General features: G+C 51.4%; 21 protein-coding genes and 1 pseudogene. 12 read left to right on the top strand and 10 right to left on the bottom strand.

Annotation, left to right across the window (positions count from 1 at the left end; translation table 11 throughout):
* The first annotated feature begins 194 nt into the window (after positions 1–194).
* Positions 195–1,700: a dipeptide/tripeptide permease DtpA gene (dtpA, locus tag OGX90_RS11340; RefSeq protein WP_020996425.1), complete on the top strand. Its 1,506-nt coding sequence runs from the start codon at positions 195–197 to the stop codon at positions 1,698–1,700.
* A 104-nt stretch (positions 1,701–1,804) separates the two neighbouring features.
* Positions 1,805–2,410, top strand: coding sequence for a glutathione transferase GstA (gene gstA, locus OGX90_RS11335; RefSeq protein ID WP_003832787.1), 606 nt, complete (start codon positions 1,805–1,807; stop codon positions 2,408–2,410).
* Between the two features lie 76 nt (positions 2,411–2,486).
* Here gstA and pdxY read toward each other — a convergent pair whose 3' ends face one another.
* The 5 genes from pdxY to anmK all read right to left on the bottom strand — a co-directional run bounded on the left by pdxY (position 2,487) and on the right by anmK (position 7,067).
* Positions 2,487–3,347, bottom strand: coding sequence for a pyridoxal kinase PdxY (gene pdxY, locus OGX90_RS11330; RefSeq protein ID WP_100272512.1), 861 nt, complete (start codon positions 3,345–3,347; stop codon positions 2,487–2,489).
* Between the two features lie 64 nt (positions 3,348–3,411).
* Positions 3,412–4,686, bottom strand: a complete 1,275-nt coding sequence (gene tyrS / locus OGX90_RS11325) for a tyrosine--tRNA ligase (RefSeq protein ID WP_100272513.1) — start codon at positions 4,684–4,686, stop codon at positions 3,412–3,414.
* A gap of 126 nt (positions 4,687–4,812) precedes the next feature.
* Positions 4,813–5,469 carry a pyridoxamine 5'-phosphate oxidase gene (gene pdxH, locus OGX90_RS11320; protein WP_003029169.1) on the bottom strand — a complete coding sequence of 219 codons (657 nt, stop codon included), beginning with the start codon at positions 5,467–5,469 and terminating at the stop codon, positions 4,813–4,815.
* A gap of 59 nt (positions 5,470–5,528) precedes the next feature.
* On the bottom strand, positions 5,529–5,858 hold the full coding sequence (gene mliC / locus OGX90_RS11315) for a C-type lysozyme inhibitor (RefSeq protein WP_003029170.1): 330 nt from the start codon (positions 5,856–5,858) through the stop codon (positions 5,529–5,531).
* 87 nt (positions 5,859–5,945) lie between these two features.
* A complete protein-coding gene (gene anmK / locus OGX90_RS11310; RefSeq protein WP_008784673.1) occupies positions 5,946–7,067 on the bottom strand; it encodes an anhydro-N-acetylmuramic acid kinase in 1,122 nt (373 codons plus the stop codon).
* A 274-nt stretch (positions 7,068–7,341) separates the two neighbouring features.
* On the opposite strand from anmK, the gene slyB reads away from it, so the two are divergent.
* Positions 7,342–7,809, top strand: a complete 468-nt coding sequence (slyB, locus tag OGX90_RS11305; RefSeq protein WP_003029175.1) for an outer membrane lipoprotein SlyB — start codon at positions 7,342–7,344, stop codon at positions 7,807–7,809.
* A 46-nt stretch (positions 7,810–7,855) separates the two neighbouring features.
* On the opposite strand, the gene slyA is transcribed toward slyB, so the two are convergent.
* Positions 7,856–8,296, bottom strand: coding sequence for a transcriptional regulator SlyA (gene slyA / locus OGX90_RS11300; protein ID WP_234692945.1), 441 nt, complete (start codon positions 8,294–8,296; stop codon positions 7,856–7,858).
* 192 nt (positions 8,297–8,488) lie between these two features.
* On the opposite strand from slyA, the gene OGX90_RS11295 reads away from it, so the two are divergent.
* From OGX90_RS11295 to OGX90_RS11285, 3 genes and pseudogenes are all read left to right on the top strand, one after another.
* Positions 8,489–8,725, top strand: a complete 237-nt coding sequence (locus OGX90_RS11295) for a DUF1656 domain-containing protein (RefSeq protein WP_003029180.1) — start codon at positions 8,489–8,491, stop codon at positions 8,723–8,725.
* Positions 8,726–8,727: 2 nt separating this feature from the next.
* Complete coding sequence (locus OGX90_RS11290) at positions 8,728–9,591, top strand: efflux RND transporter periplasmic adaptor subunit (RefSeq protein WP_286623838.1); 864 nt, start codon at positions 8,728–8,730, stop codon at positions 9,589–9,591.
* Positions 9,588–11,628 (top strand): annotated as a pseudogene (locus tag OGX90_RS11285) (FUSC family protein). The gene OGX90_RS11290 and the pseudogene OGX90_RS11285 overlap by 4 nt, the downstream one beginning before the upstream one ends.
* Here OGX90_RS11285 and sodC read toward each other — a convergent pair.
* The 3 genes from sodC to OGX90_RS11270 form a co-directional block, all read right to left on the bottom strand.
* Positions 11,604–12,128 carry a superoxide dismutase [Cu-Zn] SodC gene (gene sodC, locus OGX90_RS11280; RefSeq protein WP_128611931.1) on the bottom strand — a complete coding sequence of 175 codons (525 nt, stop codon included), beginning with the start codon at positions 12,126–12,128 and terminating at the stop codon, positions 11,604–11,606. The pseudogene OGX90_RS11285 and the gene sodC overlap by 25 nt on opposite strands.
* An 81-nt stretch (positions 12,129–12,209) precedes the next feature.
* Complete coding sequence (locus OGX90_RS11275; RefSeq protein ID WP_048214269.1) at positions 12,210–13,106, bottom strand: aldo/keto reductase; 897 nt, start codon at positions 13,104–13,106, stop codon at positions 12,210–12,212.
* Between the two features lie 49 nt (positions 13,107–13,155).
* A complete protein-coding gene (locus OGX90_RS11270; protein WP_003832768.1) occupies positions 13,156–13,395 on the bottom strand; it encodes a DUF1289 domain-containing protein in 240 nt (79 codons plus the stop codon).
* A 101-nt stretch (positions 13,396–13,496) separates the two neighbouring features.
* Between OGX90_RS11270 and OGX90_RS11265 the strand changes: the two genes are divergently transcribed.
* The 4 genes from OGX90_RS11265 (at position 13,497) to rnt (ending at position 16,496) form a co-directional block, all read left to right on the top strand.
* On the top strand, positions 13,497–14,096 hold the full coding sequence (locus tag OGX90_RS11265; protein ID WP_003832766.1) for a TetR/AcrR family transcriptional regulator: 600 nt from the start codon (positions 13,497–13,499) through the stop codon (positions 14,094–14,096).
* A gap of 54 nt (positions 14,097–14,150) precedes the next feature.
* On the top strand, positions 14,151–15,248 hold the full coding sequence (locus OGX90_RS11260; RefSeq protein WP_286623836.1) for an alkene reductase: 1,098 nt from the start codon (positions 14,151–14,153) through the stop codon (positions 15,246–15,248).
* A 97-nt stretch (positions 15,249–15,345) separates the two neighbouring features.
* On the top strand, positions 15,346–15,753 hold the full coding sequence (gloA, locus tag OGX90_RS11255) for a lactoylglutathione lyase (RefSeq protein WP_286623834.1): 408 nt from the start codon (positions 15,346–15,348) through the stop codon (positions 15,751–15,753).
* A gap of 95 nt (positions 15,754–15,848) precedes the next feature.
* On the top strand, positions 15,849–16,496 hold the full coding sequence (rnt, locus tag OGX90_RS11250; RefSeq protein ID WP_003029200.1) for a ribonuclease T: 648 nt from the start codon (positions 15,849–15,851) through the stop codon (positions 16,494–16,496).
* Positions 16,497–16,549: 53 nt separating this feature from the next.
* Here the strand turns inward: rnt and grxD are convergent, their stop codons facing one another.
* Positions 16,550–16,897 (bottom strand): monothiol glutaredoxin 4, encoded by a 348-nt coding sequence (gene grxD / locus OGX90_RS11245; protein WP_003832760.1) that lies wholly within the window; start codon positions 16,895–16,897, stop codon positions 16,550–16,552.
* A gap of 334 nt (positions 16,898–17,231) precedes the next feature.
* Here grxD and OGX90_RS11240 point away from each other — a divergent pair, with 334 nt between their 5' ends.
* Together OGX90_RS11240 and sodB are read left to right on the top strand one after the other, a co-directional pair.
* On the top strand, positions 17,232–18,062 hold the full coding sequence (locus tag OGX90_RS11240; protein WP_008784666.1) for a C40 family peptidase: 831 nt from the start codon (positions 17,232–17,234) through the stop codon (positions 18,060–18,062).
* A 127-nt stretch (positions 18,063–18,189) separates the two neighbouring features.
* Complete coding sequence (gene sodB, locus OGX90_RS11235) at positions 18,190–18,771, top strand: superoxide dismutase [Fe] (RefSeq protein WP_003029205.1); 582 nt, start codon at positions 18,190–18,192, stop codon at positions 18,769–18,771.
* The last annotated feature ends 32 nt before the right edge of the window (positions 18,772–18,803 follow it).

Here is an 18,803-nt window from a genome sequence, read left to right as displayed (position 1 = left end):
AACATTTCACAGCCCCGACGATTTCACCAGTCATGATATATGTAACAGATTATTACAAACCACTTGTCTGAAGGGTCAAGATAGTGAACATTACTTGCCGTTTCCCCTCCCACTATAACAATCGGACGGATGAACTTGACTCATCACGTACCTGAACACCCCCGTTGATATGGGATGTAAAAAAAGAGGTAAAAGTGTCTACTGCAAACAATAAACCAACAGAAAGCGTAAGTTTAAACGCCTTCAAACAACCAAAAGCGTTCTATCTCATTTTCTCTATTGAGCTGTGGGAACGTTTTGGTTATTACGGCCTGCAAGGGATTATGGCCGTCTACCTGGTTAAACAGCTGGGTATGTCAGAAGCGGATTCCATCACCCTTTTCTCGTCCTTTAGCGCCCTGGTGTACGGTCTGGTTGCCATTGGCGGCTGGTTAGGTGATAAAGTTCTGGGAACAAAACGTGTCATTATGCTGGGTGCCGTTGTGCTGGCCATCGGTTATGCGTTGGTAGCATGGTCCGGTCACGATGCGGGTATCGTTTATATGGGCATGGCGGCCATCGCGGTCGGTAACGGCCTGTTTAAAGCAAACCCATCCTCCCTGCTCTCTACCTGCTATGCCAAAGATGACCCGCGTCTTGATGGTGCATTTACCATGTACTACATGTCCGTCAACATCGGTTCATTCTTCTCTATGCTGGCAACACCGTGGTTGGCTGCGCGCTACGGCTGGAGCACCGCGTTCGCTCTGAGCGTCGTGGGTATGCTGATTACCGTTGTTAACTTCGCATTCTGTCAGCGCTGGGTTAAACAGTACGGTTCTAAACCTGACTTTGAACCGATCAACTTCCGTAACCTGCTACTGACCATTGCTGGCGTTGTGGTACTGATCGCGATTGCAACCTGGTTGCTGCACAACCAGCAGATCGCACGTATGGTTCTGGGCGTCATTGCACTGGGTATCGTGTTCATCTTCGGTAAAGAAGCCTTCACCATGCACGGTGCTGCGCGTCGTAAAATGATCGTCGCCTTCATCCTGATGCTGGAAGCGATTATCTTCTTCGTGCTGTACAGCCAGATGCCGACCTCACTGAACTTCTTTGCGATTCGTAACGTTGAGCACTCTATTCTTGGCATTGCTTTCGAACCTGAACAGTACCAGGCACTGAACCCGTTCTGGATCATCATTGGTAGCCCAATCCTCGCTGCTATCTATAACAAGATGGGCGATACCCTGCCGATGCCGACCAAGTTTGCGATTGGTATGGTGCTGTGTTCCGGTGCATTCCTGATCCTGCCGCTGGGCGCGAAATTCGCTACCGATGCAGGCATCGTTTCCGTTAACTGGCTGATTATCTGCTACGGTCTGCAAAGTATCGGTGAGCTGATGATCTCCGGTCTGGGTCTGGCAATGGTGGCACAGTTAGTTCCGCAACGCCTGATGGGCTTCATCATGGGTAGCTGGTTCCTGACCACTGCCGGTGCAAACATCATCGGTGGCTACGTCGCTAACATGATGGCTGTACCAGAGAACGTGACTGACCCGCTGATGTCCCTTGAAGTCTACGGTCGTGTGTTCCTGCAGATTGGTGTCGCAACGGCTGTTATCGCTGTTCTGATGCTGCTGACGGCTCCGAAACTGAACCGTATGACTCAGGACGATGACGTCAATGAGAAAGCCTCTAAGGCCGCGACAGCGTAATTCTCAGGGAAACTCATTTTCAGGCCGCTAACTGTTGTTAGCGGCTTTTTTTTTGCCTGAGGTAGCACTACCATACGATATACCTCAGCCAAAAGGAGTTACCGATGAAACTGTTCTACAAACCGGGCGCTTGTTCTCTCGCTTCCCACATCACACTTCGTGAGAGCGGTAAAGATTTCACGCTGGATGGTGTTGATCTGATGAAGAAACGTCTGGAAAATGGCGATGATTTTTTCGCGGTAAACCCAAAAGGGCAAGTTCCTGCACTGCTGCTGGATGACGGTACGCTACTTACCGAAGGTGTCGCCATCATGCAATACCTGGCGGACAGCGTGCCAGACCGCCAGCTCCTTGCCCCTACCAGCAGCCTCTCCCGTTACAAAACCATCGAATGGCTTAACTACATTGCGACTGAACTGCATAAAGGCTTTACGCCACTGTTCCGTCCCGATACGCCGGAAGACTTTAAGCCAACCGTTCGTGCGCTGCTGGAGAAAAAAATGCAGTATGTGAACGACTCGCTGAAAGATAACCAATGGATCTGCGGCCCGCGCTTCAGCATCGCCGATGCCTATCTGTTTACCGTACTGCGTTGGGCCTATGCGGTTAAGCTGAATATGGCAGGATTAAGTAATATTGACGCCTATATGGCGCGAATGGCTGAACGCCCGGCGGTTGCCGCAGCGCTGAAAGCAGAAGGGTTAAATTAATAGTTGTTGCCGGGTGGCACTTACCCGGCCTACAGCTAAAATATGCCCGATAAGCGTGAGCGCCATCGGGCATTAATTACAGCTGAGTTGCACTAAAGTAGTGTTCAGGCTTCGCGATACGATCCTGTGCGGCCACAACCTGCAGCTCATACTCGTGCATATTTTTAGTGGCAATCATCACTTCGTACACCGCCGCAGTCACATGCTCAAGCGCCTGCTGTAAAGATGCGCCCTGCAGCAGTTTTACCAGCAACAAGCCACTCGTCACATCACCCACACCAACCGGTTGACGTGCGCCAAAATCGACTAACGGACGACTGATATGCCACGCCTGTTCAGCGGTGACCAGCAGCATCTCGAAACGGTCGGTGCTGATACCTGCGCGTGCCAGATGCTTCACCAGTACAATTTCTGGTCCCTGAGCGATCAGTTCACGCGCTGCTGCAACGGCCTCGTCGACATTGTTCACCGCATGCTCGCACAGAATTTCGAGCTCAACCAGATTCGGGGCAATAATGTCACTAGCCGGGAGCGCATGGCGTACATGAAATTCCGCCACTCCGGGTGCGACAATACACCCCTTTTCAGGGTGTCCCATCACCGGATCGCAAAAGTATTTTGCCTGCGGGTTTGCCGCTTTTACTTTGCGAACAATACTCAAAATATGCTCGCCCTGTTCTGCTGAGCCAAGATAGCCGCTCAGTACTGCGTCACAGGTCTGGAGTTTATCAATATCAGCAATGCCCTGAACAATTTCAGTCAGGTGGCTCGGCGGCATAACGCAACCGGTCCATTTGCCATACTGCGTGTGGTTTGAAAACTGAACGGTATTCAGCGGCCAGACATTTGCGCCAAGACGACGCATCGGAAATTCTGCTGCACTGTTGCCCGCATGACCAAAAACAACGTGGGACTGGATGGCGAGGATATTCTTCATTTTACTTACCACAACCCTGAAAAAATAAAGGGGCGTAGTTTCCCACGCCCCTGCTAACTCAATCTTACTTCCAGCAAATCAGACAATAGTTCTTCTTGCCACGGCGCAGTAAGGTATAGCGCCCGAACAGGATATCATTATCCTGGAAGAAATATTCCGGATCGGACTGCTTCTCACCGTTGATGGTTACCGCGTTTGACGCAATGGTCTTACGTGCCTGACCGCGAGAAGGTTGCAGCTCGGAGTCCACCAGCGCCTGCATCAAATCGGCACCTTTGTCCATCTCGATCATCGGCACGCCATCCTGCGCCAGCTGTTCGAAATCTGCTTCACTCAAATCGCTGAGATTGCCGTTGAACAAGCTTTCGGTAATGCGTTTTGCCGCGACCAGACCTTCTTCACCGTGAACCAGACGCGTAACCTGTTCGGCCAGAACATACTGGGCACGCGGCGCTTTACCGCTGTTTTTATCTTCTTCTTCCAGCGCATTGATCTCTTCAATGTCCATGAAAGTAAAGAATTTCAGGAAGCGATAAACGTCCGCATCGGCGGTGTTGATCCAGAACTGGTAGAATTTGTACGGACTGGTTTTCTTCGGATCCAGCCACACTGCGCCGCCTTCCGTCTTACCGAATTTGGTGCCATCAGCTTTAGTGATCAGCGGAACGGTCAGACCAAACACCTGATTCTGGTGCAAACGACGGGTTAAATCGATACCCGAAGTAATGTTACCCCACTGGTCAGAACCACCAATCTGCAGTGCCACGCCGTGCAGTTTGTTCAGGCAGGCAAAGTCATAACCCTGCAGCAGGTTGTAAGAAAACTCGGTAAAGGAGATCCCCTGATCGTCACGGTTCAGACGCTGCTTAACCGCTTCTTTGTTGATCATCTGGTTAACGGAGAAGTGTTTGCCGATATCACGCAGGAAAGTCAGTACGTTCATACCGCCAAACCAGTCGTAGTTGTTCGCAGCAATCGCCGAGTTGTCGCCACAGTCGAAATCGAGGAACGGTGCAACCTGTTTGCGGATTTTATCCACCCACTCCTGCACGGTGTCTTCGGTATTCAGTTTACGCTCGGCGGCTTTAAAGCTCGGGTCACCAATCAGACCGGTTGCGCCACCTACCAGTGCAACAGGCTTATGGCCTGCCTGCTGGAAGCGTTTCAGGCATAACAATGGAACCAGATGCCCCAAATGCAAGCTGTCAGCGGTAGGATCGAAGCCGCAATAGAGCGCGATCGGGCCTTGCGCCAGTCGCTCTGCTAACGCTTCCTCGTCCGTCACCTGGGCCACCAGCCCCCGCTCTTGCAATTGTTTAATCAAGTTACTGCTTGCCATCAAAATCTCCATGTATAAAACGACTGCACCTTTGCCGGTACACGACTTTTCGCCTGATGCGAAAGAAACATAGAATAAAGCGCCGGATTGATCAGCACCAGCGCTTAAAACAAGAAATTTGCATCTTTAGGGGGCCAGACGATCAATTTTCCACGCGTTATCTTCGCGTTGGTATAAAAAACGATCGTGCAGACGGTTTTCACCGCCCTGCCAGAACTCCATTTGTTCAATACTCACGCGAAAGCCGCCCCAGAAACTGGGCAGAGGAACTTCCCCTTGCTGAAACTTCTGCTTCAGTTCGAGGAATTTGCTTTCGAGAATACCGCGCGCGGAGATTCGACTGGATTGTTTTGAGACCCAGGCGCCAATCTGACTGTCGCGTGGGCGACTGTGGAAGTATTTCACCACTTCGAGTGTGGAAAGACGCTCTGCCTTGCCGATCACCATCACCTGCCGTTCCAGCGTATGCCAGGGAAATAAAAGGCTGATGCGTGGATTTTTCTCGATCTGATGCGCCTTACGGCTACCAAGGTTGGTATAGAACACCAGCCCTTTGTCATCATAATGTTTGAGTAACACGATGCGCTGATACGGCTGACCATTTTCATCGACGGTCGCAACGACCATTGCGGTGGGATCGGCCAGTTTGGCATCACAGGCTTGCCCCAGCCAGCGCTCAAACAGCGCAAGGGGTTCGGCGGGAAGATCGCGGCGGCGAAGACCGCCTTTCGTGTATTCACGGCGCAGATGCGCGATTTGCTGCAATTCGTCGTTATCAGACATGATGTTGGGCTACGGATTGTCAGTGGGTGACGCTATTGTGCGCCGCCCAGGTGAAAATCTCAACGCTTCGGGTTCTGTAACTGACAGTTATTTAGCACAATTCTGTCTCGTTTATAGACCGTTGCCTCGTCGCCTTTAGACCAAAATACGTAGATACCATCGGTATAACGTGCACCTGATGCCGACACGCCCTGTTTGAGGTTCAATAGCTGATTATCATAAACAAAGCTTGCCGTCTGGCGGGTATTGTTCAGCTTCACGGTCAGCGGTTTTTCGTCGCAGCGGTATTCAAGCGTATCCGTTTGCATACGCTCGACAAATTGGTTGTACACACTACAACCGCTAAGCAGTACGGGCAGACACACTAACAACAGTTTTTTCATAGCCATATCCTGAAGACTTTCCTGGTCCTGGAGGGTAATGGCACCCTCCCTAATATCCTTAGTTTACCGGCATACCGCGCTGAATAATTTCAGTTAACTCTGAGTTCGCGGATTGGCAGGATAAATTGCCCCTAAAACACTCGGCTCTGACGCCCCCGTCACAGAAGGTAAATTTCCCGGTAATCCGGCCAGCGTTCGCCACGCCAGCCAGGCAAAGGCTAACGCTTCCATATCATCACCGCTGATCCCGGCTTCATCGGTAGAGGTAACCTCTGTACCCGGTAATAATGCCGCCAGACGCATCATCAGCAGTGGATTACGGCTCCCTCCACCGCAAACCATGAGTCGATCACAGCCGCCGCTTAACAAGACCTGCTCTGAAATGGTTACTGCCGTCAGTTCGGCAAGCGTCGCCTGTACATCTCGTGGGCTAATTCCCGGAAACTGCGCCAGATGACGCTCTATCCAGCCGTAATTAAAATACTCACGGCCGGTGCTTTTCGGCGCAGGCGCGGAAAAATAAGGGTCGTTAAGCATATTCTGCAGCAACGGCAGGATCACCGTTCCTGAAATGGCCCACTGCGCATCTTTGTCGTAGGGCTGGCCACATTGCCGCCAGATCCATGCATCCATCAGCATATTGCCCGGCCCGGTGTCGTATCCGCGAACGGGTTGTTGCGGAATAAGCAGAGACAGATTGGCAATTCCGCCGATGTTTAACACCATTCGCCGTTCGGTTGGATGTGCCAGCAGTGCCTGATGAAACGCGGGAACGAGCGGTGCACCCTGCCCGCCGAGGGCGATATCACGTCGACGAAAATCACCGACTACGGTTATCCCGGTACGCGCGACTATCTGGTTGTTATCACCAATTTGCAGCGTGTGCGGCGCAGCACCGTTCGGTTCATGCCACACGGTTTGCCCGTGGCAACCAATCGCAACGATATCCTGCGGTTTCAATTTTTCTTGCGCCAACAGCGCATTCACCGCCTCAGCAAATAGATAACCGAGCTGTGCATCTAACTGACCAAACTGAGAAAGTGTAAGCTGCTGCCCCTGGCAGATATCCAGAATCGCTTGTTTAACATGAATGGGGATGGGCCAGGTCAGACTCGCCTGCTGCGCAACCATCGTTTCATCTATTGTCGCCAGCACAACATCGACGCCATCAAGGCTGGTTCCAGACATTACACCGATAAAACGGCCCGATTTCATAGGTCATCCTTTTAAGCAAATTAGCCTTGACACTCAACCATAAAGTGTCGACTAATGCCATGCTTCCTTAATGATTTTTGGTGGCTAATCATTACAATGATCGTTTAATTACATCAATTACATGAATGATTCGTTTATACTCGGTTGATCCGATTTCGGTTAAGATTTTCATATTGTTCCAGTAGAACATGTGACCTCAGGCTCACAAATGCCATATAATTTAGCCATGAAGGGTGCTTTATTAGCGTTTCGTGGTGACAAAGGAGATTTGTAAATGATTAAACGTGTGCTGATTGTTTCATTAATGGGCGTATCTTTAGCGGGTTGCGTTAACAATGACAGCCTTTCAGGCGACGTATATACCGCATCCGAAGCGAAACAAGTTCAGAACGTTACCTACGGTACGATTGTTCATGTTCGTCCGGTGCAAATCCAGGGTGGCGATGACGCAAACGTGATTGGTGCTATTGGTGGTGCGGTACTCGGCGGGTTCCTTGGTAACACCGTCGGCGGCGGTACTGGTCGTTCGTTAGCGACGGCTGCAGGCGCAGTTGCCGGTGGCGTAGCGGGTCAGGGCGTACAAGGTGCGATGAATAAAACCCAGGGTGTGGAACTGGAAATCCGTAAGGATGATGGTAATACCATCATGGTGGTTCAGAAACAGGGTGCGACCAAGTTTTCAGCCGGCCAGCGCGTTGTTATGGCTAACAACGGCAGCCAGGTTACCGTGTCTCCACGCTAATCGAATTCACGTGTGGTCAGGCTCTGGCCACACGTAACTTATCGTTTCAACCCTGTGACTGCAGTTCAATAATATTGTGTTCGAGTTTGGCAACCAGCTTAATCAGCAGATCAATTTCCTCAACTGAAATCCCTTCCAGAATTTCTCCACGTGTTTTGTTGATCACCGCTTCCATATCAGCGATCAGCGGCTCAGCCTTCTCTGTCAGTTTAATTCTCTTAGCTCGACGATCGCTGGCGCAAGTCTGTCGTGAAATGAGTCCCTTTTCTTCCAACTGGTCAAGCGTACGTACCAACGAAGGCTGCTCGATGCCAATCGCTTTAGCCAACTGAATCTGCGATTGATCCGGCGGCAACTGATGAATGTTGTGCAGCGTAACCCAATGCGTCTGCGTCAACTCCAGAGGTTTCAGGCGATGGTCAATCAGAGCACGCCAAATGCGCACCAACCGTGCCAGATCAGAACCTAATGGCGATTCCAATTTCATCTCCTTATAATTAGCTTGCTAAGTTATTGTGCTGATTTTAGAATAGTGTGCAGCATTTGTATTCCCAAAACAAATGTATTGCCAAATTTGCTTACCGGCTGACATTTTTTCAGACATTATGCGTTACGGAGACTCATTGTCCCTTTTTTGCTAAACCTATAGCAATGCTCTCTTCCGCCAAGGATTTTGCCCGTGAAGTTTATGTTTAATGCAACAGGATTGCCCCTACAAGATTTAATGATCGGCGCATCTGTCTACTTTCCTCCTGTTTTCAAGGCGATTGTAGCAGGATTTATTCTCTGGCTGGTTGTTCATCGCCTGCTGCGCGACTGGATTTACTCCGGCGAAATCTGGCATCCCCTGCTAATGGATCTGTCACTCTTTACGCTTTGCGTATGTCTGGCCTTTGTTATGCTGATAGCGTGGTGATTATGTCGCTTAAAACCGTTAAATACTTCTCCACTATTATAGTCGCTGCAATCGCAGTTTTCGCCGGATGGTGGATGTGGAATTACTATATGCAGTCGCCCTGGACACGTGATGGCAAAGTACGCGCTGAGCAGGTCAGCATCACGCCGCAGGTGTCAGGCAGCATTAGCGAACTCTATGTAAAAGATAACCAGTTTGTGAATAAAGGCGATGTCCTTTTTATTATCGACAAGACGCCATTTCACATTGCTGAACTGAATGCGCAAGCGCAACTGGCAAAAGCGCAGTCTGACCTGGCGAAAGCCAATAACGAAGCCAACCGCCGCCGTCATTTATCGCAAAATTACATCTCAGCCGAGGATCTGGATACCGCAAATCTCAACGTGAAAGCCATGCAGGCAAGCGTTGAAGCAGCAGAAGCCAGTCTGCGTCAGGTCCAGTGGCAACTGACGCAAACGGTGGTCAAATCCCCCGTGGCGGGCTGGGTCACAAACCTGTCTACCCGTACCGGTGATTACGCTTCAACCGGTAAGCCCCTGTTTGCCCTTGTCGACAGTCACTCTTTTTATGTGATGGGGTATTTTGAAGAAACCAAATTGCGCCATATTCGAGAAGGCGCACCGGCGACGATTACGCTCTACAGCGGTAATATAAAGTTACAGGGTCACGTATCCAGCATTGGCCGTGCCATCTACGATCAAAGTGTGGAAAGTGATTCCGGCCTGATTCCCGACATCAAACCTAACGTGCCGTGGGTGCGTCTGGCGCAGCGTGTCCCGGTACGCATCGAATTCGACGCCCTGCCGCGGGATGTCACGCTGGTGTCAGGTACAACCTGCAGCGTATCCATCGGCCAGCGTAAATGAAACTGCCCCGCCTGACACCAGGCAATTTGCCGTGGTTTAAAGCCACGGCGGCACAGTGGCGTTATGCGCTGCGTAACACCATTGCGATGTGTCTGGCGTTAACTTTTGCTTATTATCTGAATCTGGACGAGCCCTACTGGGCGATGACCTCGGCGGCGGTGGTTAGTTTTCCCACCGTTGGCGGGGTTATCAGCAAAAGTCTGGGTCGCGTGGCGGGTAGCCTACTGGGAGCCACCGCCGCATTGATTATTGCCGGTCATACTCTCAATGAGCCGTGGCTGTTTTTGCTGAGCATGTCAGTGTGGATCGGTTTTTGTACCTGGGCATGCGCGCACTTCACCAATAACGTTGCCTACGCCTTTCAACTGGCGGGTTATACGGCGGCGATCATTGCGTTTCCCATGGTCAATACCGTGGAAATTACGCAGTTATGGGATATCGCGCAGGCACGCGTGTGTGAAGTCATCGTCGGTATCCTGTGTGGCGGCGTGATGATGATGATCCTGCCCAGTACCTCCGATGGCACCACGTTACTGACTGCATTGAAAAACATGCATTCACGTTTACTGGAACATGCCAGCCTACTCTGGCAACCAGAAACCACGGATGCCATTCGCACAGCCCATGAAGGTGTTATCGGGCAGATTCTGACCATGAACCTGCTGCGTATTCAGGCTTTCTGGAGTCATTACCGCTTTCGTCGCCAGAATGCTTTGCTCAATTCGCTGTTGCACCAGCAGTTACGGATGACCAGCGTGATTTCCAGTCTGCGCAGGATGCTGCTGAACTGGCCTAATCCCCCGTCCAACACCCGGGAAATCATTGAGCAGTTGCTCAGCGAACTAATAAAATCCAATGCGAATAGCTACACCGTCGCACGTATAATTGCCCCACTGCGGCCCGTCGATGCCCGCGACTATCGACACGTCGCCTTCTGGCAACGACTGCGTTATTTTTGTCGGCTCTACCTGCGCAGCAGTCATTATCTGCATTTACTGGAAAATGGTGTTACCGCCGAGCGTATTAATATCGCCCGCACGCCGGGACTTGCCCGTCATACCGATAATGCGGAAGCTATCTGGAGCGGGTTGCGTACGTTCTGCACTTTGATGCTTATCGGCGCATGGAGCATTGGTGCACAATGGGAATCAGGCTCTGGCGCACTCACGCTCGCCGCGATCAGCAGTGTGCTGTATTCCGCCGTTGCCACACCGTTCAAGTCGCTTTCTTTGCTGATGCGTACGCTGGTTCTACTGTCGCTATTTAGCTTTGTGGTTAAGTTTGGCCTGATGGTGCAAATTTCCGACCTCTGGCAGTTTATTCTCTTTCTCTTCCCACTACTCACCACCATGCAACTGTTGAAGCTACAAATGCCTGCCCTGGCAGGTCTTTGGGGGCAGTTGATTGTATTTATGGGTTCGTTTATCGCGGTGACCAATCCGCCGGTTTATGATTTTGCTGATTTCCTGAATGACAATATGGCGAAAATCACCGGCGTGGCGCTGTCATGGCTGGCCTTCGCCATTCTGCGCCCCGGATCGGATGCACGGAAAAGTCGCCGCCATATTCGCGCCCTGCGCCGGGATTTTGTCGATCAGCTCAGCCGACATCCATCGCTCAGTGAAAACGAATTTGAATCGCTGACGTATCATCACGTCAGCCAGCTCAGCAACAGTCAGGATGCGCTGGCGCGACGCTGGTTATTACGTTGGGGGGTCGTTTTACTGAACTGCTCGCATGTGGTGTGGCAACTGCGCACCTGGGAGGCGCGTTCCGATCCGCTGGCTCGCGTCAGGGACGTGTGTATCTCGCTGCTGCGCGATGTAATGAGCGAACGTGGCGTCCAGCAACGACCACTGAATGCCACGCTGAATGAGCTACAGCGCATCTGCGATACGCTTGCCCACCATCATCAACCCGCTGCGCAGGAACTGTCGGCACTGGTCTGGCGGCTACACTGCTCGCTTTCACAACTCGAACAGGCGCCGCCGCCGGGTACTCTCAGTCGTTGATTATTTGATAACACCACAGGCGTAGCGCGCTCCGCCACCGCCAAGCGGTTTCGGTTGATCGGACATATTATCGCCGCCCACATGGATCATCAGCGCTTTGCCTTTAACCTCATCGATCGTTTTCAGCCGCGGCGCAACGACCGGCGTTGTGGCGTTACCTTCGTTATTCACCACCAATAGCGGCAGGTCGCCCATATGACCTGCGCCTTCCGGGCCTTCATGTTTACCGGTTTGATGCGGATCATAATGGCCACCAGCCGATTCTGCGGCTGAGGCTTTCCCTTCTTTAATCGCGGGTTGGCAGCTGCCGTTCATATGCACATGGAAGCCATGTTCACCTGGCGGCAACGCTTTCAGATCGGGCGTAAACTCCAGCCCCTTTGCGGTTTCAGCAATAGTGACCGTACCAATCGCCTGGCCGACACCTTGCGATGTGACCAGATTCATCGTCACTTTTTCTTCACTGGCAGCCTGCGCACCTGCACAGGCAAGTAGAGTGATGATGGCCAAACTCAAACGCTTCATAAGACCTCCGTCCAAAAGGTGTCTGATTGTTAAGTGTAAACCAGTGACACAAATTTGAACGGAGATGCGCCAAAAACGCGATTAGGGTACGTCGTAACCCAGCGCCGCTTTACGAATGCGGAACCATTGCTGGCGAGACATGTTCAGCGACTCAGACTCAATGGCAGCACGTACACGCTCTATTTTTCCTGAGCCAATAATCGGCAGCGGCTGAGACGGCAGACGTAAAATCCAGGCGTATACCACCTGCTCAATAGATTGCGCATTCAACTCTTCAGCGATCACGGCAAGCTCATTACGTAAAGGCTGGAAAGCATCATCATTAAACAGGCGACCACCGCCGAGACAGGACCAGGCCATCGGGCGAATTCGCAGCTGTTGCAGTTGATCTAAAGTACCATCCAACAGGAGCGGCTGATGTACTGGTGAAATTTCTACCTGGTTGGTCGCCAGAGTAAACGGCAGACGCGATTGCAGCAATGAGAACTGTGCCGGGGTGAAGTTGGAGACGCCAAAGTGACGCACTTTGCCACTATGGTGCAATTTTTTAAAAGCGTCGGCGACATCGTCAGCATCCATAAGCGGATCGGGACGGTGGATCAGCAGCAGATCAATATGATCGGTCGCCAGCAGCTTCAGCGACTCTTCCGCACTGGCAATAATATGTGCACTGTCGGTGATGTAGTGGCCCAGCGCATTTTCCGCGCGCGCCGTCGTCGCGATCCCGCATTTGGTCACAATCTGCATTTTTTCACGCAAATGCGGAGCCAGTTTCATTGCCTCACCAAACGCCGCTTCACACTGGTATCCACCGTAAATATCGGCGTGATCGACGGTGGTCACGCCAAGATCCAGATGCTCTTCAATAAAGCTGACTAGCTGGCGCGCGGACATATTCCAGTCCATCAGGCGCCAGTACCCCATCACAAAGCGAGAAAATTCCGGGCCTTGCGGCGCAATAGTAATACGCTGAACCATAGCAGCTTCCTTTTAAGTGAATGTGCCTCGAGTATACGCAATTACGCTTTTAAAAGAGTGAAGGTTGTTGCGGTTCTTCCGAAGGGTTGGCTTTGTTTGCACGTAATTTACGCATCAGGCGCTGACGACAAAGCCGCAGCACTTCCTGCTTTTGGGTATCGCTCATCTTTTGCCAGTTAAAACGCTCATCCCGACTGCGAAAACAGCCACGGCAAAAGCCGCGTTCGTCTGACTGACATATTCCACGGCATGGGCTCTGGACGGGGAAAAACTCCAGCTGTTCGGCCACATCCCCTCCTTTAATAAGATTGATATACCTATTGAAGACGTTAACTGAATTTCTCGCAAGCGCTATTGCATTAGACCGACTAGTCTATTACACTCCTTCCCATGAACAAAATCACTGAACACGATACACGCGAACATCTGCTGGCGACTGGCGAACTGCTGTGTATGCAGCGCGGCTTCACCGGCATGGGGTTAAGCGAACTACTGAAAACCGCTGAAGTACCCAAAGGTTCGTTTTATCATTACTTTCGCTCTAAAGAAGCGTTCGGTGTCGCGATGCTGGAACGCCACTATGCGGCCTATCATCGGCGACTGGCTACGCACTTTGATACGGGAGCGGGAAACTACCGCGATCGCATTCTGGCCTACTATCAGGAAACCCTGAACCAGTTTAGCCAGCACGGCATTATTAGCGGCTGTTTAACTGTAAAACTGTCTGCCGAAGTGTGCGATCTGTCAGAAGATATGCGCACAGCGATGGATAAAGGCGCGCGGCACATTATTGTACTGTTAGCGCAGGCGCTGGAGAAAGGTCAGGCCAGCCATTGTCTGTCTTTTGTTGGCGAGCCGTTACAGCAGGCGCAGGTACTGTATGCGCTGTGGCTTGGCGCCAACCTGCAGGCCAAGATTTCTCGTAGCGCCACTCCGCTGGAAAATGCGCTGGCGCACGTTAAAAACATCATCACAACGCCTGCCGTTTAACAGGCGTTTTTATTTTCTTCATCACTAGACGACCGGTCTATTCAGGAGTGCCACATGTCATCTGAAAAACTGTTTTCCCCACTGAAAGTGGGTGCCATTACGGCAGCAAACCGCGTATTTATGGCGCCACTGACGCGTCTGCGCAGTATTGAGCCTGGCGACATCCCTACTCCGCTGATGGCCGAGTATTACCGTCAACGCGCCAGCGCGGGTCTTATCATCAGCGAAGCGACGCAGATTTCCGCACAGGCGAAAGGCTATGCCGGAGCACCCGGCTTACACAGCGAAGCGCAAATTGCCGCATGGAAGAAAATCACTACTGCCGTACACGCTGAGCAAGGTCATATTGCTGTCCAGTTGTGGCACACTGGACGCATCTCTCACGCCAGTCTGCAGCCAAACGGTCAAGCTCCAGTTGCACCTTCCGCGATTAGCGCTGGAACCCGCACCTCGCTGCGCGATGAAAACGGCCTGGCAACGCGTGCCGATACCTCAATGCCGCGTGCGCTGGAAACCGAAGAGATTCCGGGCATCGTTAATGACTTCCGTCAGGCGATAGCCAATGCGCGCGAAGCGGGTTTCGATATGGTTGAACTGCACTCTGCCCACGGCTACCTGCTGCACCAGTTCCTGTCGCCAACGTCTAACCAGCGTACTGATCAATACGGTGGCAGCGTCGAAAATCGTGCGCGTCTGGTACTGGAAGTGGTTGATGCCGGAATTAAAGAATGGGGTGCCGATCGCATTGGTATTCGCGTCTCCCCGATTGGCACTTTCCAGAACGTAGACAATGGTCCAAACGAAGAAGCCGATGCGCTTTATCTGATTGAACAATTGGGCAAGCGCGGAATCGCTTACCTGCACATGTCTGAGCCGGACTGGGCCGGTGGCGAGCCGTATTCCGATGCGTTCCGCGAAAAAGTTCGCGCGCGCTTCTACGGCCCTATCATTGGTGCTGGTGCTTACACCCCAGAAAAAGCAGAAGCGCTGATCGAGAAAGGTCTGATCGACGCCGTTGCTTTTGGTCGCGCCTATATCGCTAACCCGGATCTGGTGGCGCGTCTGCAACGAAAAGCAGAACTGAATCCGCAACGTGCCGAGAGTTTCTACGGCGGCGGCGCGGAAGGTTACACCGACTATCCTACCCTCTAACGTCACAATCTCCGTTCTGCCATTGATAGCGGCGTAACAACGCCGCTATACTAAAACAACATTTTGAATGTATTAGCCATTTTCGAAGGGGAAAAAGATGCGTTTACTCCATACCATGCTGCGCGTGGGTGACCTGCAGCGTTCCATCGAGTTTTATACCAACGTGCTGGGCATGAAGCTGCTGCGTACCAGCGAAAACCCTGAATACAAGTACTCTCTGGCTTTTATCGGCTACGGTCCTGAAACCAGTGAAGCAGTAATCGAACTGACCTATAACTGGGGTGTCGACAAGTATGATCTGGGTACTGCCTATGGCCATATCGCCCTGAGCGTAGACAACGCGGCTGAAGCCTGTGAACGTATTCGCCAGAATGGCGGTAACGTAACGCGTGAAGCAGGTCCAGTAAAAGGCGGCACCACAGTGATTGCGTTCGTTGAAGATCCGGACGGCTACAAAATTGAGCTGATCGAAGAGAAAGACGCCGGGCGCGGCCTGGGCGATTAATCTCCCCCTCGGGCGCAGATCGTCTGTGCCCATAGTTTTATACTCATCATTTTGCCATAATACGCGCTGCAATTTTCCCGTATTAAGAGACCCAGATGTCCGATAACGCTCAACTTTCCGGTCTGTGTGACCGTTTTCGTGGTTTTTATCCTGTCGTCATTGATGTCGAAACCGCAGGGTTCAATGCCAAAACCGATGCGCTGCTTGAGATTGCCGCCATCACACTGAAAATGGATGAACAAGGCTGGCTGATGCCGGACACGACGTTACATTTCCACGTAGAGCCGTTTGAAGGTGCCAATTTGCAACCGGAAGCGCTCGCCTTTAACGGTATTGACCCTAACAATCCGCTACGCGGTGCGGTCAGCGAATATGATGCTCTGCATGCCATCTTCAAAATGGTGCGTAAAGGCATTAAAGACAGCGGCTGCAATCGGGCAATCATGGTGGCGCATAACGCTACGTTCGACCACAGTTTCATGATGGCTGCAGCAGAACGCGCCTCGCTCAAACGTAATCCGTTCCACCCATTTGTAACCTTTGATACGGCGGCATTAAGCGGTCTGTCTCTGGGGCAGACGGTGTTGTCAAAAGCGTGCCTGGCGGCGGGAATGGAGTTTGACGGGAATCAGGCGCACTCGGCGCTGTATGACACCGAACGCACGGCCGTGCTGTTTTGCGAAATCGTTAACCGCTGGAAACGTCTCGGCGGCTGGCCTCTTCCCGTACCTGAAGAAGCGTAACGGCGACATAAAAAAAGCGACCATTTCAGGTCGCTTTTTTACTTCTGCTGGTATTACTCAGCGTCCGGCTCTTCGGTTTTGTATTTCGCTGCTGTTTCTTTAATCAGCTGCTGCAACTCACCGCGCTGGTACATTTCGATCAGAATGTCACAACCGCCAACCAGCTCACCATCAACCCACAGCTGTGGGAAAGTTGGCCAGTTTGCGTATTTCGGCAGTTCGGCGCGAATATCCGGGTTCTGCAGAATATCAACATAAGCAAAGCGTTCACCACAGGCTGACAGCGCCTGCACAGCCTGTGCGGAGAAACCGCAGCTTGGCAGTTTAGGGGAACCTTTCATGTACAGGAGAATCGGGTTTTCAGCGATCTGGCGCTGGATTTTTTCGATAGTGGTGCTCATTATCTTGCTTCCTTAAACTTCTTTTACGGCAGTAGTCTGACATTGTAACGGGTCAGACAGGCAACGGAAAATAACATTTTCATTACGCGTTATTATTTTATCCCCTGACGCTAAAAGTTGCATTCACAATCTCACTTATCCCCTTCAAACATGTGGATTTGATTATCCGTTCACCAACTCAAACGTTAATTGCTGTTTTTTTTTGCGGTCGGTTACGAAACATAGTTTTAAACAAAAAAAGCTATTAACTTTCCCTCTTTCTATAGATTAGAATCATCAAGTTTTGAAAATCACACGCAGGCACGATAGACCTGCCTTACCAGAGGACTGCTCAGTGGCGCGGATAAACCGAATCTCGATCACGCTCTGTGCTTTACTTTTTACTACACTGCCCTTTACGCCTATGGCTCATGCTTCCAAGCAGGCCAGGACGACACCTACCAGTACTCACCCACTCAAGACGGTAGATAAAAAGAAAAGCGCAACAACCAGCCAAAAAACAACAAAGACCAGCAAGAAAACGGCGACAAAGACCACCAGCAAAACCAGCACCAAAACCGCTTCCTCTTCTAAAAAACGCACAGCCACTCCGGCAAAGTCGACTAAAACTGCAAATCGCCGTGGTAAAACTGCCGCAGCACAAACCGCAGCCGTTACCTGGACGGAAAAATGCACACCGCGCAAAGGTCATAAACCACGCTGCGTGAAGGTGAAAACCACTGCACCGACTACGCTTGCTGACGCACATAAAGTGAAAGTGCAGAAAGCGACTAAAACCGCTATGTCCACCTTGATGAACCAAATCGGTAAACCTTATCGTTGGGGCGGCTCCTCGCCAAGAACCGGGTTTGACTGCAGCGGTCTGGTTTATTACGCCTATAAAGATCTGGTGAAGTTCCGCATTCCGCGTACCGCGAATGAAATGTACCATCTGCGTGATGCCGCACCAATTGAACGTGGCGAGCTGAAAAATGGTGATCTGGTATTCTTTCGTACCCAGGGTCGCGGAACAGCCGATCACGTCGGCGTCTACGTCGGCAACGGTAAGTTTATTCAGTCACCGCGCAGCGGGCAGGAAATTCAAATCACCTCTCTGAGCGAAGATTACTGGCAGCGCCACTATGTGGGCGCTCGTCGGGTAATGACGCCAAAAACAATTCGCTAAAAACTTACCCTACAGAACATGCTGTAGGGTAAGTTCTTCTTTTGCATAACCTTTCAATTTGCTACCCTATCCTTACTCACAATGAGGCTATTGTGTGTACTCAATATAAATAATAAGGAGAGAAGCAATGTCGTTTGAATTACCTGCATTACCGTATGCCAAAGATGCTCTGGCACCGCACATTTCTGCCGAAACGCTGGAATATCACTATGGCAAACACCATCAAACCTACGTGACCAATCTGAACAATCTGATTAAAGGCACGGCGTTTGAAGGCAAATCACTGGAAGAGATCGTTCGTAGCTCTGAAGGCGGTGTATTCAATAACGCAGCACAAGTATGGAACCACACGTTCTACTGGAACTGCCTGGCACCAAACGCAGGTGGTGAACCGACCGGTAAACTGGCTGATGCAATTGCCGCCTCCTTTGGCAGCTTTGCAGATTTCAAAGCGCAGTTCACCGATGCCGCTATCAAAAACTTCGGTTCTGGCTGGACCTGGCTGGTAAAAGGAACGGATGGCAAACTGGCTATCGTCTCCACCTCCAACGCAGGTACTCCGCTGACTACCGACGCGACGCCGCTGATGACCGTTGACGTATGGGAACACGCCTACTACATCGATTATCGCAATGCCCGTCCTGGCTACCTGGAACATTTCTGGGCACTGGTGAACTGGGAATTTGTTGCGAAGAACTTCGCAGCATAAAAAAGATAACGCAGAAGGGCTTCCTTCTGCGT

This window comes from Citrobacter sp. Cpo012, from assembly GCF_030333015.1.
Taxonomy (GTDB): Bacteria; Pseudomonadota; Gammaproteobacteria; order Enterobacterales; family Enterobacteriaceae; genus Citrobacter; species Citrobacter portucalensis.
Note: the sequence above shows the minus strand (reverse complement) of the source record. Positions and strands in the feature narration are given on the sequence as shown.